The organism is Pseudomonas sp. OE 28.3 (assembly GCF_014268205.2).
GTDB classification, from domain to species: Bacteria; Pseudomonadota; Gammaproteobacteria; order Pseudomonadales; family Pseudomonadaceae; genus Aquipseudomonas; species Aquipseudomonas edaphica.
Genome location: NZ_CP077082.1, coordinates 432,670 through 454,002, shown reverse-complemented (window position 1 = coordinate 454,002; position 21,333 = coordinate 432,670). Strand labels below are relative to the sequence as shown.

Annotated in this window: 19 protein-coding genes and 1 tRNA gene; 7 read left to right on the top strand and 13 right to left on the bottom strand. The window is 53.3% G+C overall.

Going from position 1 to position 21,333, the window contains the following annotated elements; all coding sequences use genetic code 11:
- Positions 1 to 193: 193 nt before the first annotated feature.
- From HU759_RS01955 to HU759_RS01920, 8 genes are all read right to left on the bottom strand, one after another.
- On the bottom strand, positions 194 to 508 hold the full coding sequence (locus HU759_RS01955) for a RebB family R body protein (RefSeq protein ID WP_003187551.1): 315 nt from the start codon (positions 506 to 508) through the stop codon (positions 194 to 196).
- A gap of 50 nt (positions 509 to 558) precedes the next feature.
- Entirely contained in the window at positions 559 to 873 is a 315-nt protein-coding gene (locus tag HU759_RS01950; RefSeq protein WP_005783676.1) for a RebB family R body protein, read from the bottom strand.
- Between the two features lie 83 nt (positions 874 to 956).
- Entirely contained in the window at positions 957 to 1,280 is a 324-nt protein-coding gene (locus tag HU759_RS01945) for a hypothetical protein (RefSeq protein WP_138451229.1), read from the bottom strand.
- A gap of 40 nt (positions 1,281 to 1,320) precedes the next feature.
- Positions 1,321 to 1,947: a hypothetical protein gene (locus HU759_RS01940; RefSeq protein WP_186617866.1), complete on the bottom strand. Its 627-nt coding sequence runs from the start codon at positions 1,945 to 1,947 to the stop codon at positions 1,321 to 1,323.
- Between the two features lie 82 nt (positions 1,948 to 2,029).
- Positions 2,030 to 2,602, bottom strand: a complete 573-nt coding sequence (locus HU759_RS01935; protein ID WP_099549556.1) for a hypothetical protein — start codon at positions 2,600 to 2,602, stop codon at positions 2,030 to 2,032.
- Between the two features lie 18 nt (positions 2,603 to 2,620).
- Positions 2,621 to 2,848 (bottom strand): RebB family R body protein, encoded by a 228-nt coding sequence (locus HU759_RS01930; RefSeq protein ID WP_003187543.1) that lies wholly within the window; start codon positions 2,846 to 2,848, stop codon positions 2,621 to 2,623.
- A 103-nt stretch (positions 2,849 to 2,951) separates the two neighbouring features.
- Positions 2,952 to 3,494, bottom strand: coding sequence for an RNA polymerase sigma factor (locus HU759_RS01925; RefSeq protein ID WP_017136685.1), 543 nt, complete (start codon positions 3,492 to 3,494; stop codon positions 2,952 to 2,954).
- 87 nt (positions 3,495 to 3,581) lie between these two features.
- The gene (locus tag HU759_RS01920; RefSeq protein ID WP_099549558.1) at positions 3,582 to 4,298 is read right to left on the bottom strand and encodes a Crp/Fnr family transcriptional regulator; all 717 of its coding nucleotides are present in this window, start codon (positions 4,296 to 4,298) and stop codon (positions 3,582 to 3,584) included.
- Between the two features lie 195 nt (positions 4,299 to 4,493).
- Between HU759_RS01920 and HU759_RS01915 the strand changes: the two genes are divergently transcribed.
- Positions 4,494 to 4,570 (top strand) — tRNA-Arg (locus HU759_RS01915).
- Positions 4,571 to 4,976: 406 nt separating this feature from the next.
- Here HU759_RS01915 and HU759_RS01910 read toward each other — a convergent pair.
- Both HU759_RS01910 and HU759_RS01905 read right to left on the bottom strand, forming a co-directional pair.
- Positions 4,977 to 5,933: a DUF4917 family protein gene (locus tag HU759_RS01910; RefSeq protein ID WP_186617864.1), complete on the bottom strand. Its 957-nt coding sequence runs from the start codon at positions 5,931 to 5,933 to the stop codon at positions 4,977 to 4,979.
- A gap of 213 nt (positions 5,934 to 6,146) precedes the next feature.
- Positions 6,147 to 6,578: a hypothetical protein gene (locus tag HU759_RS01905; RefSeq protein WP_186617862.1), complete on the bottom strand. Its 432-nt coding sequence runs from the start codon at positions 6,576 to 6,578 to the stop codon at positions 6,147 to 6,149.
- A gap of 1,245 nt (positions 6,579 to 7,823) precedes the next feature.
- Here HU759_RS01905 and HU759_RS01900 point away from each other — a divergent pair.
- The 4 genes from HU759_RS01900 to HU759_RS01885 all read left to right on the top strand — a co-directional run bounded on the left by HU759_RS01900 (position 7,824) and on the right by HU759_RS01885 (position 12,771).
- Positions 7,824 to 8,699, top strand: coding sequence for an HNH endonuclease (locus HU759_RS01900; protein WP_186617860.1), 876 nt, complete (start codon positions 7,824 to 7,826; stop codon positions 8,697 to 8,699).
- Positions 8,700 to 9,104: 405 nt separating this feature from the next.
- Positions 9,105 to 9,566 carry a hypothetical protein gene (locus HU759_RS01895; protein ID WP_177034790.1) on the top strand — a complete coding sequence of 154 codons (462 nt, stop codon included), beginning with the start codon at positions 9,105 to 9,107 and terminating at the stop codon, positions 9,564 to 9,566.
- Positions 9,567 to 9,714: 148 nt separating this feature from the next.
- Positions 9,715 to 10,263: a hypothetical protein gene (locus HU759_RS01890; protein ID WP_177034789.1), complete on the top strand. Its 549-nt coding sequence runs from the start codon at positions 9,715 to 9,717 to the stop codon at positions 10,261 to 10,263.
- 702 nt (positions 10,264 to 10,965) lie between these two features.
- Positions 10,966 to 12,771: an HNH endonuclease gene (locus HU759_RS01885; RefSeq protein WP_186617855.1), complete on the top strand. Its 1,806-nt coding sequence runs from the start codon at positions 10,966 to 10,968 to the stop codon at positions 12,769 to 12,771.
- A 1,627-nt stretch (positions 12,772 to 14,398) separates the two neighbouring features.
- Here HU759_RS01885 and HU759_RS01880 read toward each other — a convergent pair.
- From HU759_RS01880 to HU759_RS01870, 3 genes are all read right to left on the bottom strand, one after another.
- Complete coding sequence (locus HU759_RS01880) at positions 14,399 to 14,986, bottom strand: hypothetical protein (protein ID WP_186617853.1); 588 nt, start codon at positions 14,984 to 14,986, stop codon at positions 14,399 to 14,401.
- Positions 14,983 to 15,555 carry an RNA polymerase sigma factor gene (locus tag HU759_RS01875; protein WP_170039386.1) on the bottom strand — a complete coding sequence of 191 codons (573 nt, stop codon included), beginning with the start codon at positions 15,553 to 15,555 and terminating at the stop codon, positions 14,983 to 14,985. The genes HU759_RS01880 and HU759_RS01875 overlap by 4 nt, the downstream gene beginning before the upstream one ends.
- Positions 15,556 to 15,647: 92 nt before the next feature.
- Positions 15,648 to 17,270 (bottom strand): VWA domain-containing protein, encoded by a 1,623-nt coding sequence (locus tag HU759_RS01870; RefSeq protein ID WP_186617851.1) that lies wholly within the window; start codon positions 17,268 to 17,270, stop codon positions 15,648 to 15,650.
- Positions 17,271 to 17,786: 516 nt separating this feature from the next.
- Here HU759_RS01870 and HU759_RS01865 point away from each other — a divergent pair.
- On the top strand, positions 17,787 to 19,703 hold the full coding sequence (locus HU759_RS01865; RefSeq protein ID WP_225933019.1) for a M10 family metallopeptidase C-terminal domain-containing protein: 1,917 nt from the start codon (positions 17,787 to 17,789) through the stop codon (positions 19,701 to 19,703).
- A gap of 101 nt (positions 19,704 to 19,804) precedes the next feature.
- The gene (locus tag HU759_RS01860) at positions 19,805 to 21,190 is read left to right on the top strand and encodes a M10 family metallopeptidase C-terminal domain-containing protein (protein ID WP_225933018.1); all 1,386 of its coding nucleotides are present in this window, start codon (positions 19,805 to 19,807) and stop codon (positions 21,188 to 21,190) included.
- Positions 21,191 to 21,333 lie beyond the last annotated feature (143 nt).

Sequence of the window (21,333 nt, the reverse complement as noted above, 5' to 3'; positions counted from 1 at the left end):
ATAAGTGAAATAGCGCACGGGAGACAGAGCGTTTGAAATCTCAAACGAATCCTAGGATCAATGGGGGTACAGGGCAATAGTCTGTTCGAAAAAAAGAACGAAAACGGCGCATTTGATGCATCTTTCAGATCAAGCGCACAAACGACAACAGCCCCGGTGCCTTGTGGGCGCCGGGGCTGTTGGGCCTTGCAACTTACGGTTGGAACGACTTGAGCACGGCCAACAGGCTGGTCAAGTTGTCGGCCACGCCACCTTGGGCGACTTTTTCGGTGGCCGCAGCGCCAGCGGTGGTGTCGACGCTGTAGATCTGCATCACGCCTTGGTTGGTGGCGGCCTGGGCCAGGGTGTTTTGTTGCTGTTGGGCCGAGACCGAGTTCTGGAACAGGATCGCCGTGGCCTGGCCCATGGATTGATAGATCGTGCTCATGGCCATCGCTGGCGATTCGGCAACGACCTTGACGTTGGTCTGGGTGACGGCATCGGTGATTTGCGGGCTGACTGTGCTCATGGTTGAAACTCCTGGTGTGAGAAAGAACAACATCCGTTATCGCTGAGTGCTTAAGGCTGGAAGGACTTGAGCACAGTCAACAGGCTGGTGAGGTTATCCGAGACGCCGCCTTGGGCGACTTTTTCGGTGGCCGCCGCACCGGCGGTGGTATCGACGCTGTAGATCTGCATGACGCCCTGGTTGGTGGCCGCCTGGGCCAGGGTGTTTTGCTGCTGCTGGGCCGACACAGCGTTCTGGAACAGAATCGCCGTGGCCTGCGCCATGGATTGATAGATAGTGCTCATCGCCATCGCCGGCGATTCGGCCACCACTTTGACGTTGGTCTGGGTGACCGCGTCGGTAATTTGCTCGTTAACAAATGCCATGATCAATTTCCTTATAGGGGTACACGGTGCATTCCGTGTTCATGAATGAACGTTGCCAAACAGGCGCTGTGAAACGCGCGAGCTCAAGGTTTCGCAGTTGGGCCCAGCGCCGCTTCAATCTGCGTAATCAAACCCTGGATCAGGGCCTGCACTTCCTTGCGTTGCGCGTCCTTGTCCGGGGCCGCGCCGTCCAACACTTGGCGTAGCGCCGCCTCACGCTGCTCGGCGGCAGCCTTGAGCGCTTGCTCATTGGCCTTGGACTGCTCAAGCACCTGGCTGGCGCGCTTGAGGGTTTCGTCGACGATGGCCTGGGGCGTTCCGGCGAAGATCTGCGGGTTGCGCAGCATCGCTTCCAGCCGCAGGCGATCATCGCTGGACAGCACTGAGGGTGTGGCTGGGTGAGCCATGACGGCCTCCTTGGGTACTACGTTGCTGGCTGAAGGGCCGCTAAAGCCGCACCTCGACGTTGTCCTGCCAGAAGCCCGAGAAGTAGAAATACGCCGAGGCATCACAGAACGTCGCCAACTCCGCAGGGGTAATGGCACTGGGTTGGTTGCCGAAAATCGCCGGTGGCGGCGGCAGCAGGTTGGCCGAGTTATAAAGGTTGCCGACTTCATAGCAGTTGGCCGCGAACTGGGAACAGAACGAGCTGCTGCCAATCGCCACCGACTCGTTGATGCGCTCGACCAGGCTGGTGTTGGAGGCCCAGCGCCGGAATGCAGAAATCATCGCGTTCCACACGCTGTAACGGCCATGGATATCGCCGCTGATCTTGTCGAAGTAGAACTGCTTGGCCGCCACGACTGCCGCCTCGCCCAACTCACTGCTCATGCAAGAGAAGACCATCGCCGAACGCGGGGGCTTTTCAAGGCTGAGGTCAGTCAGCGACAGCCCCTCACCCACGCTTTCAATCACCTGGGTGTCGCTCACCGCAATCGCCGGATGAACCACATTCAGGAACGTCGTGTCCTGGGAAAACACCTTGGCCTTGACCAACTGGCCCGCGCGAATGAACGCGCGCGTCGCGCTGTCATCTTCTTGCTTCACCGAAAAAATAATATCTCCAGGCTGCATGATGTCGCTCCTCACTTAAGAAAAGTTGCTTTCAAGTTGCTGTTGCACCGTTCCAGAAGAACCCTGGAACGTTGTGCTCGGTTCAGGCCGCTGGCGCAGCCCGGTTGGCCAAGGTGTCGGCGTACTTGGCGATGCTCTGGTCGATCTTGTCGATGGCCACGCTGGCGGCTTCGGCTTCCATGGCACCCGCGGCGGCGGCCACGGCGGCAGCGGCGCCCACCAGCAAGTCGGTGGCCAAGGCACCCAAGGCGTCTTCGGCAGCGGCCGGCAGGTTGTCCTTGACGATGTTCTCGGTCATTTGCTGGAGCAGCACGGCCTGGGCTGCCAGGGCGATCTTGCTGACCCCGTCGAAATACCCCGCCGCCGCCTGCGCCACCAGGCCGGCCGCCTGGCTGATCATCATGTCGGCCGGCACCGCAATCTGCGCCGGCGCATAGGCAAAGTTCTGCGAGTTGGTGAACTGCACCGCCTGCACGATCTGGCTGTTGAGGGCCGCGGTGCTGTCGGGCGACGGCGTGCTCGCCTGGTTGAGCAGGTGCTCGTTCATGCGCGCCATGATCGAGCGCGAGGCCGGTGCGGCGGGCGCCGGCGCAGGTGGGTCGGCGGCGGGCGTTGCTTGCGGGGCGGCGGGTTTCTTTCTACTGAACCACGACATAATCGATCTCCCGAGGGCTTAGCCCTTCTCGCCAATCTGCATGATCAGCGCCACGGCCTTGGAGATCACCGCATTCGAAATCTGGTTCATCGCCTGTTGGCTGTTGACCGCGTTCTGCAACGACAGGCCCGCCGCACTGCTCGCCACCTGATACAGCGACGCGATGGCCTGGGCCGGCGCTTCTGCCACCACTTTGACGTTGGTTTGGGTGACCGCGTCGGTGATCTGGCTGTTGACCTCTGTCATACATCTCTCCTTGATGGCATTCACCCAGGGTTGGGCGTGGGTAGTGGCGGCAGGACGCGCTCATACAACTAGAACGCCCCGAGCCCGCGTGTGTGAATCAAATTCAGCGCAAGGCGTTGCGCAGCAGTTGCACACGCTTGCGCACCAGCGGCAGCGTGACCTGCAACGCGGCAGCGATCTGCGGATACGGCAGGTCATCCACAAAGCGCATCTCAAACAAGCGCTGCTGCAACACCGGCAACCGCGCCACCTGCGCCTCGATCAGCTCCAGGCGCTCGTAACACTCCACCCGCTCCAGCACCGAAGCGCAGGGCGCGGCGAGTGCGGCCAGGTGATCGTGCTCAAGGTCCACCGAATCATCGAGCAGCCGCTCCTCGCGCTTGCTGCGTCGCAAGCTGTCGAGAAACACGTGGTCGAGTACCAGAAACAGAAACCCCTGAGGGTCGCGAATGCGCTCCGGCGAGCGCCGAAAGAACAGCAGGGCCTTGATCGCCGTGGCCGACAACCATTCCTGGCCCTGATCCAGATTGCCCTTGGCCCGCCGCAGCGCGCGCCGCTTGAGTTCGCCCTGCACGGCGCGCCAACTCGCTTCGAACAAACGGTCATCGGCGGCCCATTGATCCTTGAACTGAACAGTCATCCCCATCGCCAGCACTCCTGTGCATCCTTGATGAAGGGCCAGTCTGCAAGCGCGGGACAGGGGTGCGCTGTTACCTGCGGAACACTGCAACGACTAATTCAAGGCAAATGCCTTGCGCCGCAAATGCTCGAGATCGTTGATCACCATGCGTTCCAGATTGCCGCTGATCAGCCCACTGCGGCGCCACAATTGCAGCTGCACATTGAGCTTGGGACGGCTGGTGTTAAGCATCGACGCCAACACCCCCTGGCTGGCGGGCAAAGAGACACTCGGCATGGCCAGCGCCAGGTCGATATCGCCCAGGTTGGCCAACAGAAACCGCGCCAACCGCGACTCCAACCGATGCAGGCACACCAACTCCAGCAACTCGATGGCCTGCAGCAAGCGCAGCATCATCAGCATCAACAAGCGCCGCAAAAACACCGGCTCCTCAAACAGCACACCAAAATGCCGGCTACCCAGTTGCAACAGCCGCGTGGGGCCACTGGCAAAGGTGGAAGACTCGCGCCCATGATCCTTGATCAACGCCGTCTCCCCCACCACCTGCCCGGCCCCGGTACTGCCGATAATCTGCTCCCGGCCGTCCGGCCCATGCACCACCGAATAAATCCGCCCCTCAACCACCAAAGCAATAAATTCGAGGCTGTCGTCCTTGAAATACAGCAGTTCACGATCATCCAGCAGGCGCTCCACCATATGGGTGGCAACGTAGCGCAAGAGGTGCTCCGGCATACCTCGAAACAAATCGGAGCGGGCCAACAGGGTTTGTCTCAACGGGAGATCGAGCATCACGGTTCCTTTGGAATGCATGCGTTCACCTGGGGAATTGCGGCTTGGAAGCGGTTTAAAGCCACAAGAGCAAAGCAAACAAAGGGACGTGCGGCGCGGGGAGTTGTGAATGAGAGTGGCGATTAGCCATTTTGGGTGGGAAACGGCCGACAGTTACCGGCGAAAACGCTGGAATGGACGCATCAGGGCGACATGGGTATGATGTCGCCCGCACAAGCATCCGTAGCTCAGCTGGATAGAGTACTGCCCTCCGAAGGCAGGGGTCGTGGGTTCGAATCCCGCCGGGTGCACCAGATACAGATAAAAAAGCCCCAGGTCGAAAGACCTGGGGCTTTTTTGTGGGCGATTTTTTAAGGTTATGGTTTGGTTATCCGGGGGTTTGGGATGGTTGCGTCTGGGTGGGGGTCTTGGGCCTCAAAGCGACGGGGGCTCTAGTGGCAGCCAGAAATCCGGTGTGAGGGGTGGTAGTCAGGCAATGAGTTGGGCTCTCGTGTGAATATAAATAAATCTGTCCCTTTTTTTGCTCGGCGTATCCTAGTGAACTCGTTACGTCTGCCTGGACTGCTTCATCTTTCTGGCATTCATCAAACAAAAATAAATTAAGGCCCTCGCGAGATGATTTTCTAAACTGCAATCCGTGGAATTGCCAGCCACAAGTTGATGATATCCAGATTACTACTAATTAAATATAGACACTACCTACAGTAGTGACAGCGGATGAGTTCTCGACTCAAAAAAATAAAGATCTTTATCCGTTCCAGCAAAATACGCTACGATGCAACTAGCGAAGGAGAGCTTGTCCTCAACTCTCAATCCAGAATAAACGCTAATTGCGATCTTTTTCAGGGGGGAAGCTTTAAGCGCTTTTAAGATATGCTCGTCGTATTCTCTATCAAGACCATGACCAAAAATCACTATATTGCTTTTACATTTAAGAAAACTCTCATAGCAAAAATTAAGGTAGTAGTTGCTTCTGATTTTTCTCAGTTTGATATCTGAGTTGCCTTCTGATATAAAAAGCGGAGTATTACCCATCCCAGGTGAGCCTATCACGTCGGACAAAGTATTGCTGCCTCCCATAGTTACTTTGTATACGATACCTTCAGGGCTTGACTTCAAATGAACCGCGCCATGTAGATAATATATCGGGGTCTTTCCACCCCACACCTCAGCGTTTGCCAGATTAAACTCGCAACCCACATGCCAAAAGAAGTCACAAAATCCGGAGAACGAAACATCTACCATAGACCAGTATGGAATGAGATCATAATTTGTTGTGTATATCTCTTCATAAGCCCCCAAGATATTTGCAATTCTTGTGACTGGTACTTCCGAATAGGATACATGAGACGACTGAACCGCCTCAATCAGGGATCTTTGAACATTGAAATAAAGTTGCCTTATCGCTTCCAGGTTATAGAAATTTACTAAGTAAGCGTGATAAATAACCTTAAGCACCTCTTCGAAATTTGATGTTCCAATCTTCGTTTCACTGAATAACGATCTGGCGTGGGGATACATCGCAATGCCTAGAGCATCGACCTGACTCAGCAAGGAGTCATATCTGAATTTACCGCTAATACCGATGCTAAAACCGTTACCCAAAAGCAAGGTCTTCCACCCGAGCGCTTCTATATCTGACCATTTCCCAATCATTCCGGATACCCTCGAGTTAAATTCCTTAGAAACATCACATCCATACAAGTCAACTAAACAGGCTAAAAAGTCGTGTATTTAGTCTGGAATAGGTAATTATCTTAAATTCTCCACAGGTATCTAGCAATAAGGCTAAGATTTTCGTGCGAGTCAAAGCCTCACCGTGTATTTGGCACATAACCGCCCCTTTTAAGGGGCCGGATCTAATTAACGCTAGCCTTCGAGCTGCGATTGTGGAGGTTCATAACCTAGTCCGACAAAGTAAAAGTCATAATCTAAGCAAGCTTGCTCTAATCGAAGGAAGTTAGCCGGTTGCACCCGAAGCAGTGGATAATCAGAAAATCGGCTTGGAGCTTGCCCGACATAACGCGACGTCCTGTCGAAGCTTATGAGTTTAAAAAAGAACTTCACGCCCAATTCCTTGACCTCCACAGAGTAAGTACGAGCACTAACTCTGACGAGTTTAAGGATAACAGTGTTCTTTTTTAATTGAGCAGGAAATTGAAATGAATCCGAAACAGTCCCGCTTAAACTGGAAGCTTCGACACAGAACATTCCTGGCGCGTAATAATCGGTAGGGAGTTCGGCAGCATACACGAAATTTGCTGAATCACCGGGCGGATGGCACAGGTAGTGAACCTTCATACTAGGCTCCGAGCGCACGAAACTCCATTCAAAATATCTACACCAAATTTAGATTCATATTTATACTGATCTGCTTCAACCCTTGTCGTTCCAACTATGGGCGACCATAGCACGTCATAGCCATGGGTATAAGTTCTAGTGGCATTCATCACCTTGATCTCCTTCCGGAGAGCTAGTGCATCTGTGCGCGAGAGTAGTTCTATGGATAAAGTGTTAAATTCCGGATCTGGCATTTCAATTTTGACAACGGCTGAGTTTTTGCCGTGGCGATTATGAGCCCAAGCCTTTGCAACCCAAAGCAACTCACCGAGATAGAAACCTTGCCCCAACTCACCTCCTCCGAGCGTATGGTCAATTTTTCCCAATTGTATGTCAGTCGCAATTATGGTGGATGTTCCATGGTATTTAGATATATATGACATGACGATTAATTATCAGCAGGCACACATGGCGCTTTTAAACGCGCCGCGTGTGAGATCACAGTGCGAATTGATTGCAACTTACTTTGCTTAGTCGAGGGAAGGTGTATACGCATGGCTTGAATGTACCGTCCTTGTAATTGGCCTAGAGTTACTGTGTTTACGCTTGCGAAGGCTAACCCCAAAGGGAGCTTCCCACAATCCTCGTGGCGCTTATCAAGAGCGATTGACCAATGTTGGTTGATCTTCGCGGGCACTGATCGGCCGCTTTGGGTCGGTAGTTGCCCTTCGTGACAGACAGCAACCGGCCAGAAGCGGTCACTCGGCGTGTCTACGAAACTAGGGGCGATTCATTTTCAAGGGCCGCAGCTAGGGCTTGCTGGTTGTGCAGGAGCAGTGTGAGAGCGTCCGCTGTGGCTATATTGGCTTCAGAGTTATCTGGCATGGGAATCGTCCTTGAGCAACTGGTGTGGGAAAACTAACTGCACACGCCGCTGATTGGAGCCATTTCTCCCTATCCGCGGACACCCCAGTATTAGGACTGACTCGACGATTCATTTGCAATCGACCTAACCAGCCGTTTGCAACGAATTTGCCCCTCTAGCACCATGACCGGCAGTGAGCGGCCAGAGGCAGTCAGTCGCGATAGCTAGTAGGACCGGGGTTGAGAGCGAATCTATCCGGGGTTAGTCTTGCGCGGAACACAAGCCAGCTAAGGGACTACAGGAAGGTGTATTCAATCCACGCCTTTACCTGGTTTTCTCCATATTTCTGAGTGGTTCGCAGGCCTCAACACATTATGCATTTAACTATCAGGGAGAGATTTGTGGAGCAAAGTATCGCGAAGAATATTTCTACTCTTTTGTCTGTCGTCGAAAGTGGAAATAGATACAAGCTTGAGCACTCGTATGCTTCAGGCGATTTGACTGGTTTCCACCAGTGGGCAGACGGTAAGCCGTGTGAAGGCGCTTTTCTATTTATAGACCAACAGAATGTTGGGATATGGATAGTGCTTATAGATTGGAAAGAAAACGGGAATTTCTATGTCGTTATTTTTCCCCAGTCTAGAGCTGGTCCTATTGCGGAGATACATAAGACCCATGGGGAAGGCGACGAGGTTGTCTTGAGTTGGAAATACTCCCCAACCAAGCGAGATAGCATGAATTGGGAGAGAAAGCAGTACTTTATAGAAGCATTTCTGTCAGATGTCGTCACCATATCCATCCCATCTGGATCAGACGAAGTTGATGACTTTATGAGCGAACTTTTCACCCTCGCTAATAGCAGGCAAAAGGCGGACTCACTCGACCCAGACAGGCCCAGCACGCGTGATGGTTTCCCTGAGGGAAAGATGAAGCAAAAGTTGCACTTCGTGAGAGAGCGAAATGCGGAACTTGTTCGACAAGCAAAGCTGCTCGCCTTAAGGATGTACGGTCGCTTGATATGCGAGTGCTGCGGGATGGACTTTCAACGTGTTTACGGGAAGATTGGCGCTAACTTTATTGAGGCGCATCACACTAAACCCGTTAGCACACTACACAGAGATGGTGAGAATATACAGGTTCAGGATCTAGCCATGGTGTGCTCCAACTGCCATAGGATGTTGCATCGGCGCAGACCATGGCTAGAAAGGCATGAATTGAACCAGTTGTTGGATGCTAACCACTCGCTGCAGGGACGACACCCTGAACTCAAATGTTAGCCAATAATTGGAAATCCATAATTTTCTGTCTTCGCGCCGCACTCTAGCTACTGGTTTAACGTGGACGCTAAATAGGGCCATGCCTTCGGCAGTTTCAGAGCCCCTGTTGGTGACCTACGCTCCATTTAACACCGGCGTCAGCTATCTTTGGCGTTAGTGTCCATTTGGGGTTCGATTTCTGTCCGTCACGACAGGCAGAAATCGAACCCGTAGCGGATGTTCACGGATAGGAACGTGGAACCCATAAAAAACCATAGACATACTACCCTAGAATCCATAATCTCATATTAGACCTTGTCGTATTCCTTTATTGGCTGAGCATGTCGCGTCCCTAACGCTTGACTCAGCGGTTAAAAATATTATAAATAAACAAGCAACTTGATGTACCACAGATGGTGAGACCGCATGGACGTCCTTCGCATTGACATTGGCGCGCTGATCGCCGATGCCCAAGAGTCGCTACTTTCAGCTACCCCCACCCCCGTCGACTATGTGGATATGGAGGCCCTAGAGCAAAACAAACTTCCCCCAGCGCTCGGGAAATCACGCATTAATCTGTATGCTCTATGGAAGCGTACCGGAGACCAAGCCGAGTGGGAATTGATGTACATCGGACAACGAAGTCACCAATTTGGATGGTCTCGGGTGGCACAACACCTTTTTTCAACACCTCAGGGCACTCAATCGAAGTTAAAGGAAGTACATGCGGCGATTAGAGCGGGGGATAAAATTGGCGTGACTGCAATTTTAGTTGAGCCGGACTCAATGCGACTCTCGGTTGAGGAGGAACTGATCAACCGAAACTCGTCATCGACCGACCTTCTTCGCTGGAATCGCAAAGCCAGATCAAAGGTTAAGAAAGTATGAAATAGTGAAATCACCGTATAATAGTTTGTTCTACTCGAACGAACAGGACTTCCGCGCCAAACAAGATGAGTAGTGAGGCGGGCACCTCCACTTCGCAGAGCGGTATCAATCATCGTAGATACTGCCAATCTAACCATATCGGAAATTTATGACCATCGATTATCTACAGTTCCCGCTCAGCGACTATCTCAATTGCAATCTACTAAAAGATGTTGACATACAAAACCTCAAAGGCAACTCAAAAATACTTTCCGTTGGAGTCGGCCGCGGAGCTTACGAAGAGCATCTAATGAATGCGCTCAACGTGCCAAGATCATCAATTTATTGTGCAGACTTGAATTTAGATGAAAAATGGAAAGGCCCATATAGCTTCCAGTTCGACATCACAGATCCATGGCCAAACCTCAACTTAAAATTTGACTATATTTTATTCGGTCAAGTGATCGGAGTTTCGGCAAATGGAGGTCGGCCAGTGTCGACCGACACCATGGTAACTCATGTCATGCATGTAATTCGTCAAGCAAAATCGCACTTAAAGGAAAATGGTAAAATACTTATTTATGACACCACCCTCCCGAGCACATTAATCGATCAAGGTTTTGATGCGAAGCCGATTTTTATCCGTGTCGCGCAGGAATTCGCCGGAAAAATTGATCGCGCGGACTGCTTCGGAAGCCAAATCGAGATCTCTTTTTGATTTTCATCAATAACATTAATGAATTGCCTCCAATAGGCAGCTCCTGAGCTTTCTCCTTGCAGAGCCCAAGCACTCCAAAATACCCACAGCCCTATTCCATGCAAGCCCATATCAACGATTGCTAGAAATGCGCTGTGGTTAGCAGGAGGCCATTACCTGATATTAGGGGCCAATCTAGAATTTTTATTGATCCGGAGCAGCACCGCTTGTCGCCTACGGCTGAAGGGCGCATGGGCAAAGGCAGGTAACTGAAGCAATTACTGTACCGAATGAATCAAAAGTCGGTTTGTTGCGGATTTCTAACTTTCGCCACCGTCCGCTTTTGGTCCAGGCTGTTTGAAAACAATTTAGCGCAGATACAGAAATCAAAATCGGTGCGAAAATCACACTCCTACGCAAAATCTAGGTCTGCTGACTAACCGATCGTTTGCAGATTTAACGTTGAAGCGAGGATTTCGACACGGCGTCTGCGTTTTTACACAGCCTGGGTCGTTTTCAGCCGGTCTCGATAGGCAGAAAACGGCCAAGAGCTGACGTTCGGCGCCCGCGGGCAGGTACTTATGTTTCGGTGACGTGGGTTGTACCTGTGGCAGGCTCACGTCTCTGGAAAATGATGAATTAGACATCAAATTTTGACCAATGGGAGACATTGGCGTATATGGACCGAGTAAACGCGACCGCCAGCCATGAGCAAGGATTATTATGAGTAAAGCGTACCAGGAGATCGTTACCGAACTGATTGATCGCGTTTATCTGAAAAAAAGAACATCTGACACTACTAGGATTATCCTAAAAAAATACTTCACCCAGAAATCATCGCGAAGAAAGTTAACCTTAGAAGCGCTGGGAAAGCTGCCCGAGCTAGACCGAGAGGTAAGCCGGGAAAGGGCTAGACAAATTATATCAAAATTTGTGGACAGGGACCTTCCGGCAGAGCTCCGCCGCCTAGATCGGGGGTTGGCCGCAGGAGATGCCGTTACTCTGATTGAGAAAGCTGACCTTGTTCAGCTGAAGGACTTACTCGAAATTTTAACTGGTAAGATACATGCTGCTAAAAAGCCGGTATTTGCTAGGCGCGTTCAAGAAGATCTCATAACGGCAGGGGTAATTGATGAGAACATCTATCTACCCATAGCGGTTCAGTTAGCAACGTCTTTCGGAATGGGAGCAGATTTTAAATTTCAAGAATTCAATGGCCATCATATCATCCTAGGGACTGATCATGACCCTGGTGCCGCCACCAAAGATTTAATACAGTATGCCAGCAAGATATCTACCTATTTTGGCGGCCTATTTTCAGTGGAAAGCTTGATTGATCCATCATTGAGCCAAATCGCCCCGGCTTTTATTAGTGAGATTCCTGAAGAGCTTAGAGTCGAATATATTTCAGACCTGATTTCCAGCGAGCTTGATTATTTAGCAGTTTCAGATGGGCGCTTTTATGCGTTTACCTCTCGAGATGAGAGGATTAGTCGAATTCTCAAGCCGATTTTTTTTCATTATCAGAACCCACTCCGGGTGGAAAGAGTTATACCTGCTGTTAAGCGTGCACTTACGCATAACTTTCGTCGAAATGCGGATGTGCGTCAAAACACTTGCTTGGAATTGCTTGATAGCGCTGATGATGCTCTTGATGATTACTGTCTGATAACGGGTTTACTTCAAGAGTCTGCGCCCGGCTATAGGATTGCTGGGCCGAAGCTGACTCCAGAACTTCAACTGCTTGAGCCCAGCGACACGATTAAGTATCAAGTAATTGCTCTTAACTCAATCAGGTTAAACGGCGCCCCTCTAGACTCCATGAGCATTGGTAGAGAAATAAAGGGAAAGGTACCGAAAGCGTTCAATCCATTTATATTTAGCTACCCAACCCTATATTACAAGGAGGGTGGCGGTAGGCGAAATGATCATTATAAGCCGCTCGATGATTCATATATTCTTGATGACGATTTAGCGATTCTCAGCAACCCTAATCTGGAGCGGATTGCTTATATAAAAAGAAAAATCACAGATCTCATGATTGAACTAGATTCGCTTGATATACAGACAGGTTTAGGTAAGGCTCGCATGGAGCAGGCTATGCTTCGAGAGTACTTGCTACTCCGACAAAAAAATGTGTTTGAGGAATATGGAAGCGCTATAGGGACTTGTGAGATCTGCGGAAAGTCATGGCCTCATGCGATTTTGATAGCCGCCCATCTAAAGCCTAGAGCTAAATGCACGCATGAGGAGCGGGCTGATATAGATAACGTAGCAATGTTGCAATGTGTAACCTGCGACGCACTTTTTGAGAATGGCTTTATCACTATCCAATCAAATGGATTGGTGGCTGTGAATCGAGACAAAACCGTAACGAAAGATCTTGCTCATTTGTACTCTGCAATTGAAGGCAAACATGTATCTTATGTAAGCGAAAATAAGAGTCGCTTGCTATATCTGCAGTACCATAGGGAGAACGTTTTCAATCGTCTCCTACCGCTTGCCCAAACACGTAATATAGAGGTGTGACAAAGAGGCAGATTTATTTATTGGGGGCGATGTCCGTTTCTGGCCGGTAGCGGCCCTTCTACGCGAAGGGATCTAGTCTGATGACAATCGCCTTAATTATCATAAACCGCTCTTCGCAGAGCTGTTATTGATGTAACACCCATTTGCCATGTAACACGTCTATCGGCAAACAAAACACGTCTGTGTAACGCCATATAAACTCTTTAAAATCAAACAATTACAATAATATGTGACGCGCGTAACACCCGTGGCACGGTTTTATTAAGGTGTCCCCCTAGCCCCATTAGTATTGCTCCTTCAGCGAAGGAAGATCGATCATGCTCTTGGCCTTGGTTAAATCGCGGGCGACCCTTCGCATGTTGGTTTGGCACGGTGTAGGAAATACGCGTGATCGTGTCAGCGGAAAGGTGCCCAGCTTAGTGAACAGGTGAACCGGGTGAACTCCTGTTCACCAGTGCATTTGCCCAATGAATCGGAAAGCCGCTGGGGACCCTGGGCATTTCGGATAGACACGGGGCAAAGAACCCGCGCGCTTGTGTTAGCGGCTGGATTTTTGAAGTTGGTTGACAGGTTGACGGAGTTGACTCGGTTGACGAACGCCATGCGTGCGTTATCAGCAACACAAAGGGGCATCTTTACCAACACGGTAACGATGCCCCTTTTTCTTCAAGATCCTTTCAATTTCAACGTTGAAATTTCAGTAAGCTGGGGAAACTACTGCTAACAAGATCTCGCGGGTTTCCGACCCCGTGTCCTCAGGATATCGTCAGGGTCCCCAGCACCTTTTTCTGCAATCCGCCCGAGATCTCAGATGAGTAACCTACAGAAGCTAATCGCAAATGCCCGGTCCGGCTTATCTGTTCAGGAAAAATCTCTGATGACGGTTGGCAGGCAATCGCTAGGCAATGTGGTGCCTTTGATCCCCACCAGCGCATCCCCTTACTTGGAATATGTATGAACCCAGAATGGATCGGTCGCGGCAAAACCGTCGCACAGTTGATACAAGAGCTTCGTTCTTTCGAGGATCAGAGCCTGGAGGTTCGCATTTCCATTGACGGGGGAGACTCCTCACAGCCCATTTCTCTTGTTATGAAGAGAGGTGGATATGCCGTGCTAGAGAATCACCAGGACGTGCCCACAATCATTCGTCACGGTGACTAACGATCGAGCCTTCTAAAGATCGTCAAAGGAAGCAGCGCGTTGCCCCCTGTATGCCTAACCAAAACACTACCAGCCGAACCCTTATAAACCGGGCATCACAGCCTCCAGTTCAAACGACGCCGGGGCACTAGATAAAGATGAAAAAGCCCCAGGTCTTTCGACCTGGGCCTTTTTCGTGTGCGATTTTTTGTATGCCTCGCGTTTCAAGTATCCGCAATTTCCAAATAGTCGACCTAGGGTATAAATAAATCTCTGCCCATTTCCCCCCAGCGCCTTTCCAGGCAAACGATGCTCAAAATGTCGGAGCGGGCTTGCTCGCAAAGACGGAGTGTCACCCAATAGATGCATGACTGATACACCGCTTTCGCGAGCAAGCCCGCTCCCACATTTTTGGCCAAGTTGCTTTCAAGATTCCATTAAAAAGCCCACCACCGAGTAGTCGGTGGCGGGCTTTCTTTGAAGGCATTTATCGTTTCTGCAACGCCTCCAAACGCGCCGGCAAGTCTTCCTCGGGGAAGCGCTCATGCAGCGTCAACAGCTTTTCATCCGCCGCTTTGGCTTGCCCCGCCAACCGCAGGCTCACAATCTCCCGCAGCCCTTCCTCCAGTGACGGCAAAGCCAGCGGTGCGCGCTTACTGAGTTTTTCTGCCGGCTGATCGGCAAACGCACCGATGGCTTCAGCCTGAACCAGCGCATGCTCAACTTTCGGCGCTGCTGCCATCCGCGCCATGGGTGCGGGCGCAGGTGCGGCATACATCTGTGGCGCCGCAGCCGAGGAAAACGTTGCGGTGGATATCTCCGGTTGCGACACGGGCACGCGCATCACTACGCCGATCATCAGTGCCACACCGGCGACGGTGGCGAATGCCATTTGCCAGCGCGGTTGGCGGCAGGCTTGCAGCCAGCGTTGCCACAGGCTGGGTTGCGGCGCCGGGGCTTCGCGGCGGGCGGTGGCGAGGATGAAGGCGTCGAGGGACGCTGGCGGTTCGCCGGTGCTGTGTTGACGAAAATGCTGGATCAGCTCGTCGTCAGGTGTGTGTGGGGAGTGGTTCATACGAGTATCTCCTCGGCCAGCAGGCGGCGCAGTTTCTGCTGGGCGTAACGCAGGCGGCTTTTTACGGTTTCCAGCGGGGCGCCGGTGAGGGCGGCGATTTGCGGCACTTCGAGGTCGCCGTGCAGGCGTAGCAGGAAGACTTCGCGCTGGTCTTCGGGCAGGTCTTGCAAAGCAGCGTCGAGGCGCGCCTGGTCGCGGCTCAGGCTCAGTTGCTGCTCAGGGCCGGCGCTGTCGTCGGCCTGGGCGTGCAGTTGTTCGTCGTAGCTGTCGTGCAGCGGGTTGTGGATGCCGTGCTTGCGCCAGTGGTCGATCAGGCGGTTGCGGGCTATCTGGAACAGCCATGTACGAAAACTCGCCCGGCCCTGTGGCTGCGTGGCGCTGCGAATCAGGCTGAGCCAGGTTTCCTGGTACACCTCTTCAGCCAGTTCGGCCTTGTTGCTCAGTGACACCAGGAACCGGTAAAGGCCCTGGCGGTGCCGCGCGTACAACACCTCGAACGCGGCAGCGTCGCCGGTTCGGTAGCGGGCCAGCAGCGATTCGTCGCTGGGTGAGTCATCGGGGACGGCCATGTAGGTAGCGAACTCCTTTTGATGGATCGATGCACATTGACTGTGGGGGCTGGCTTGCCAGTTCCCACAGTTGGTTGTTGCCATGTTCGGGATCAGTGTTTGAGGCTCTGCGCCATTTCCACCAGTTGCACGAACTCGTTGCGCAACCCGAACGGGTCATCGCCGCGAGCCGAGCGCGCCAGTGCGGCGGTGTCTTTTAAGCTCATGCTGCCAGTGTAGCGGCCATCGCCCTTGAGCTGTTGGGCGAAGGCGGCCACTGACGCCGCGAAGCGCAGGTCGGCGCTGGCCTGGGTGGTTTCGTTGCGGATGGGCCGTTCAATCAGTTGGCTGGCACCGCCCGCCGCCGGTTTGTAGCGTACGCGCAGCATGGCCAGCTCAGCGGATGTGCTCTGAGCCACAGGTGCAGTGGCGTAACGCAACGGCTCCAACCAGCCCTTCTCGCCCTTGGGCACAATTTCGTACAGCGCGGTCACGGTGTGCCCGGCGCCAATTTCACCGGCGTCGACCTTGTCGTTGTTGAAATCCTCACGTTTGAGTGCGCGGTTTTCATAACCCAGCAAGCGGTATTCGCTGACCTGGGCGGGGTTGAATTCCACCTGCAACTTTACATCCCGCGCCACCACCGCCAGGGTCGAGCTGAGCTGGTCTACCAACACTTTGCGGGCTTCGCGCAGGTTGTCGATGTAGGCGTAGTTGCCGTCGCCGGCGTCGGCAAGCTGCTCCATCAGGTGCTCGTTGTAGTTATCCACACCGAAACCCAGGGTGGTCAAGGACACGCCGCTTTTGCGCTGGTCGACGGCCATCTGCTTGAGGCTGTCGAAGTCGCTGACGCCCACATTGAAGTCACCGTCGGTGGCCAGCAGGATGCGGTTGATGCCCTTCTCTATAAAGCCGGCACGGGCCATCTGGTAAGCCAGCTCGATGCCGGAGGCGCCTGCCGTTGAGCCGCCGGCGGTGAGTTGGTCGATGGCGTTGCGGATCCTGGTTTTGTCGCGCCCGCTGGTGGGTTCAAGCACCACACGCGACTCACCGGCGTAGACCACCAGCGACACACGGTCTTGATCACGCAGCTGGTCCACCAGCAATTTCAGCGTGCTTTTCACCAGCGGCAAGCCTTCACGGCGGTCCATGGAGCCCGACACATCCACCAGAAACACCAGGTTGGCCGGCGCAAGGTCTGCCACCGCACGGTCGGACGCTTTGATGCCGATGCGCAGCAATCGCGTGTGCGGGTTCCACGGTGTGGCGGCGACTTCGGTGGTCACGCCAAAGGGCGAGCCATCAGTGGGCAGCGCGTAGTCATAGGGGAAATAATTGAGCATTTCCTCCAGTCGAACGGCGCCGTCAGGTGGCAGCCGCCCTTGGTTGAGGAAACGTCTCACATTGGCGTAGCTGCCGGTGTCGACGTCGGCGCTGAAGGTCGAGACCGGGGTTTGTGCAACGCTGTAGACCGGGTTGTCGGGCAGGTTCTGGTAGCGTTCGTGAGGCTCGGCCCGATAGGCCAAAGCCGCGGCGTCGCGCATGGCCATTGGCGCGGCCATCAGCACAGGCATCGCTGCCTGCTTGCTCAAGGCACCCTCAGCCTGAGGCTCGGCGGGCGCGGGAGGCTTGGCCACCTCTCTGGACGATGAAAGCCCACAGCCGGCCAGCGAAGCCAGTACGGCAACCGCAACGCTGCAGACAAGGGGACGCAGCACTAAACGAGCATGTGACATGGCGCAGAACCTCAACAGTAAATAATCCGTTCATAGGCTCAGACGCAAAACACTTCGGGTTCGGGTTAAATCCCGGAATTTACGCATACAACACGCTTACCCTACAGAGTACCGAGCCATCGGGCGTCAGCTGGAAGCATCGAGCCCTGTAGGTCACTCAACGATGCCGAGCCCGAAACAACTTACGATTACCGAGAAACTCCAGAATGCTCTTAACGAAAATACTCACACTGTAAGCAATTCTATATTTCCAAAAAAAACACGTTAAACACAAACGACATATCAGCTTTCAACAAGACGAGTAATGCTTGGGGAACCCGACTCTTTGACACGAAATTTAAAATTCGGATAAACATAACAGCCGTTGCAAACCATGTCACACCGGCCTGTTGACACACACTAGAAATAAATACTCTATTGGAAATTAACTTATAGGGTGCGAAGGTATTTCCAGCACACGGACATGCACTTCCCTACACAAGGAATAGGCCAACAACAAGAACATGGATTACTCTTATGAGAATCGACTTGCGCCCGTCTGTTTTCCAGCAACCCAACTACAGCCAACATTTTCTGCGCCCGCTTATTCAGCCTTTTGCCCAACCCTATCTCAACCACCCGGTCTTCAGACCTTTCGTGCAGCCATTTCTCAAACACCCCTTCGTGCGTAAGTTCGTACAGCCCTTTACTCAGCCACCCACACGGCGGCCATTTAATCCAACCACAACAACCAACCCGACGACATTCGACACCGCCACCAAACGCTACTGGGACGGCAAAGATCCAACTCTGCGCGCCAACGACCCCTACGCGGCTAACCTCAATGTGCGCTCTTTCGATGAGCGCCAGGCAACCAACAATCTCACTCGGGGAAACCTTAAGTGGCATGACAACAATGCCGACGGCAAGGTCTCTGTTTCCTACTCGTTCAACAGCGCCGCCTGGCAATTCGATGGTCGCCAGAGAGAAATGGCACGACGTGCCATGCAGTCATGGAGCGATGTGTCCAATCTCTCCTTTGAAGAGAATGGGCCACGCACAGAGGGCAAAATGTCATTTGGCATATCGAACGCCGTCGGCACCGCCGTAGGCTATTACCCAAGCAACCATTACCAAGGAGGCAACACCCTGTATAACCCCACCAGGGTCACGCGCCACGACTTGATTCATGAAACGGGTCACGCCCTGGGGTTGTCGCATACCGGCAACTACGATGGCGGCTATGACGAGAACCGAAGGAGTCACGTACAGGATTCCCAGGCTCATAGCGTCATGAGCTATTTCGGGGCGGCACTCAGCGGCAAAAGTCATGGCGGCGCCCAACCAGCATCAGCCATGATGGATGATATTTCCGCCATCCAGGCGCTTTATGGCGTCAATCGTCAAATCCGTCAGGACAACACCACCTACGGGTTCAATTCCAACAGCCAGCGCGACTACTACACCCTCAACTCCAACCGGGACACTGCCGTGTTCTGCATATGGGACGGCGGTGGCAACGATACCCTGGACGTTTCCGGCTACCGTTCCAACCAGACCATTAATCTCAAGGCCGGCTCGTACTCCGATGTCGGCGGGCTCAGGGGCAATGTTTCCATCGCTCGCGGTGTGGTCATGGAAAACGCCATCGGCGGCTCAGGCGATGACGCGCTGATCGGCAACGATGCCGATAACCGGCTCACCGGCGGCGCGGGTGGCGACCGGCTGCGCGGAGGCGGCGGCGCGGATACGTTTGACTACAACAGTGCCAGTGACTCCACGCCCGAAAACCCCGACACGCTTATGGATTTTGTCAGCGGCACCGACAAAATCAATGTAGCCGTGGCCATGAAAAACGCCAATGTCGCCGCCCTGGCCTTCGTCAGCGAGATGACAGGCAAGGCAGGTGAGACGGTGCTCACCTACGATGAACAAAGCGGCAAGGGCAACGTGGCGATTGACCTGACGGGCGACGGCAAAGCCGACTTGCTGATCCGCACCTATGGACGCGTCACAGCAGAAGACATTGTCGCCTCCAAAAACACCCCATCCCACCATCAACAGCCTGACGCCCCAACCACTCGATCCGCAATCACGCCACCCCGCCAATCCCATCGTTCAGTCACACACACTTACGAAAAGGCCAGTGATTCGAGCTATCACAACGCCGACTTGATCGAAGACTTTGTCAGCGGCAAAGACAAGATCAACCTCACCGACCTGGTAAAGAACACCGGCACACCGCTGCGGCTTGTCGATGCCTATACAGGCCGCATTGGCGATACCGTGGTTAAGCTCAACTCCCGCAGTGGCCGATATTTTGTGGGCGTGGACTTTACGGGTAATCGCCAGACCGACTTTCTGGTCAAAAGCACTCAACTAATAAAACCCGAGGACATTATGGGTTTGACTGCAAACTTCCAAAGCCAAGCCAGGGTATTTTCGCGCAGGTAGTCACCTCGAAGGTTTAACCCTATCAACCCCTGACACCATCGTGTTTTCCCATGAGCGTTAACGTTCACACCTCCGCTCGCCTATTAAAAGGATTCAAGTAGATGCTCTCTGTTGATAACAAGCCTTATACGGCGCTTGCATTATTTGAGCCTGCCCATCAACAACCGGGTGCTGTAAAGGACCAGCCATTGGCCTCCTACACCACCGACCGCGCCGCCAGGCACCTGCTGCGCACCAGCCGGGAAATGGGATTGAAGTGGCAAGACCATAACCGCGACGGCGTCATTGATATTGCCTACGAGTTCTTCACGCCGGATGAGCCACACCGGGTCAGTCATGTACCCAAGGGTGCCAATGAATTAAATGAACAACAAAAGAAACGGGCGCTTATATCGATGCAAGCCTGGGCGGATGTCACCCGTATAAAGTTCTCATATAAAGGCGCGAGTACCGAGGGGCGACTGACCCTGGGTCTTTACGAGGGTAACGAGGAATCCTATGCGACCCTGCCCTTTCCCAAGAGCTTCAAAAAAGGAGGCGAGGCATGGCTGGACTCAGGGCATGCACAACCCAGGACTGACCGTTACGACCAACATGTCATGGCTCACGAAATTGGGCATACCCTGGGCCTTGACCATACCGGTGACTATACCCAGCAACCCGCCACGCGCGACTACTTGGAGGACACTCAAGCCTACAGCGTGATGAGCTACAACCCCGAGATCAGAAGTGGTCAGAACTTCTCAAAAAACGCACAGTGGACCCATTACTCGGTGGCGCCCCTGATGCATGACATTGCAGCTATACAGGCCGCCTACGGCGCCAACTACCAGACCCGTCGCGGCGATACCGTTTACGGTTTCAACTCCAATACCGAGCGTGATTATTTCAGCCTGAAGTCCGCGCGGGACGCACCGGTTTTTTGCATATGGGATGGTGGTGGCAACGATACGTTGGACTGTTCCGGTTTCAATCAGAAACAAACCATCAACTTGAACGCCGAAGCCTTCTCTGATGTGGGCGGTATGAAAGGCAACGTTTCCATTGCCAAGGGCGTGACCGTGGAAAATGCCATTGGCGGCAGCCATGACGATACGTTGATCGGCAACAACGCCAACAACCGCCTCAAGGGCGGGGGCGGCGCAGACACGTTGAGGGGCGGCGGCGGCGCGGATGTTTTTGTCTACGACAAGGCCACCGATTCAACCGCTGCGGGTGCTGACCTGATCACCGATTTTGTCAGCGGCCGAGACAGGATCGACCTTACCGGGCTGAGCCAGAGCACCCGCACTCAGCTGCGACTGGTCCACACCTACTCCGGCCGCGCGGGCGACACGCTGGTGAGGTTCAACGCCTACAGTAATCGGTACTTTGTCGCCATTGACCTGACCGGAAACGGCCAGACGGACTTCCTGCTGAAAAGCACGCGGTTGATAAGGCCCCAGGATATCAGTGGGCTGATGACCTCACGGCCTATATTCGGATAAACGCACTGTCGCACCAGGGTTCAAAGTCGACCCTGAACACGTGTGAAAAACGGTCATTCGCGGTGGCCGTTTTTTCTGATGCAGGGCGAAAATTCAGCCCAGGACTGGGCATTGGCTTAACCCTGTGTAGGAACACTTTACCT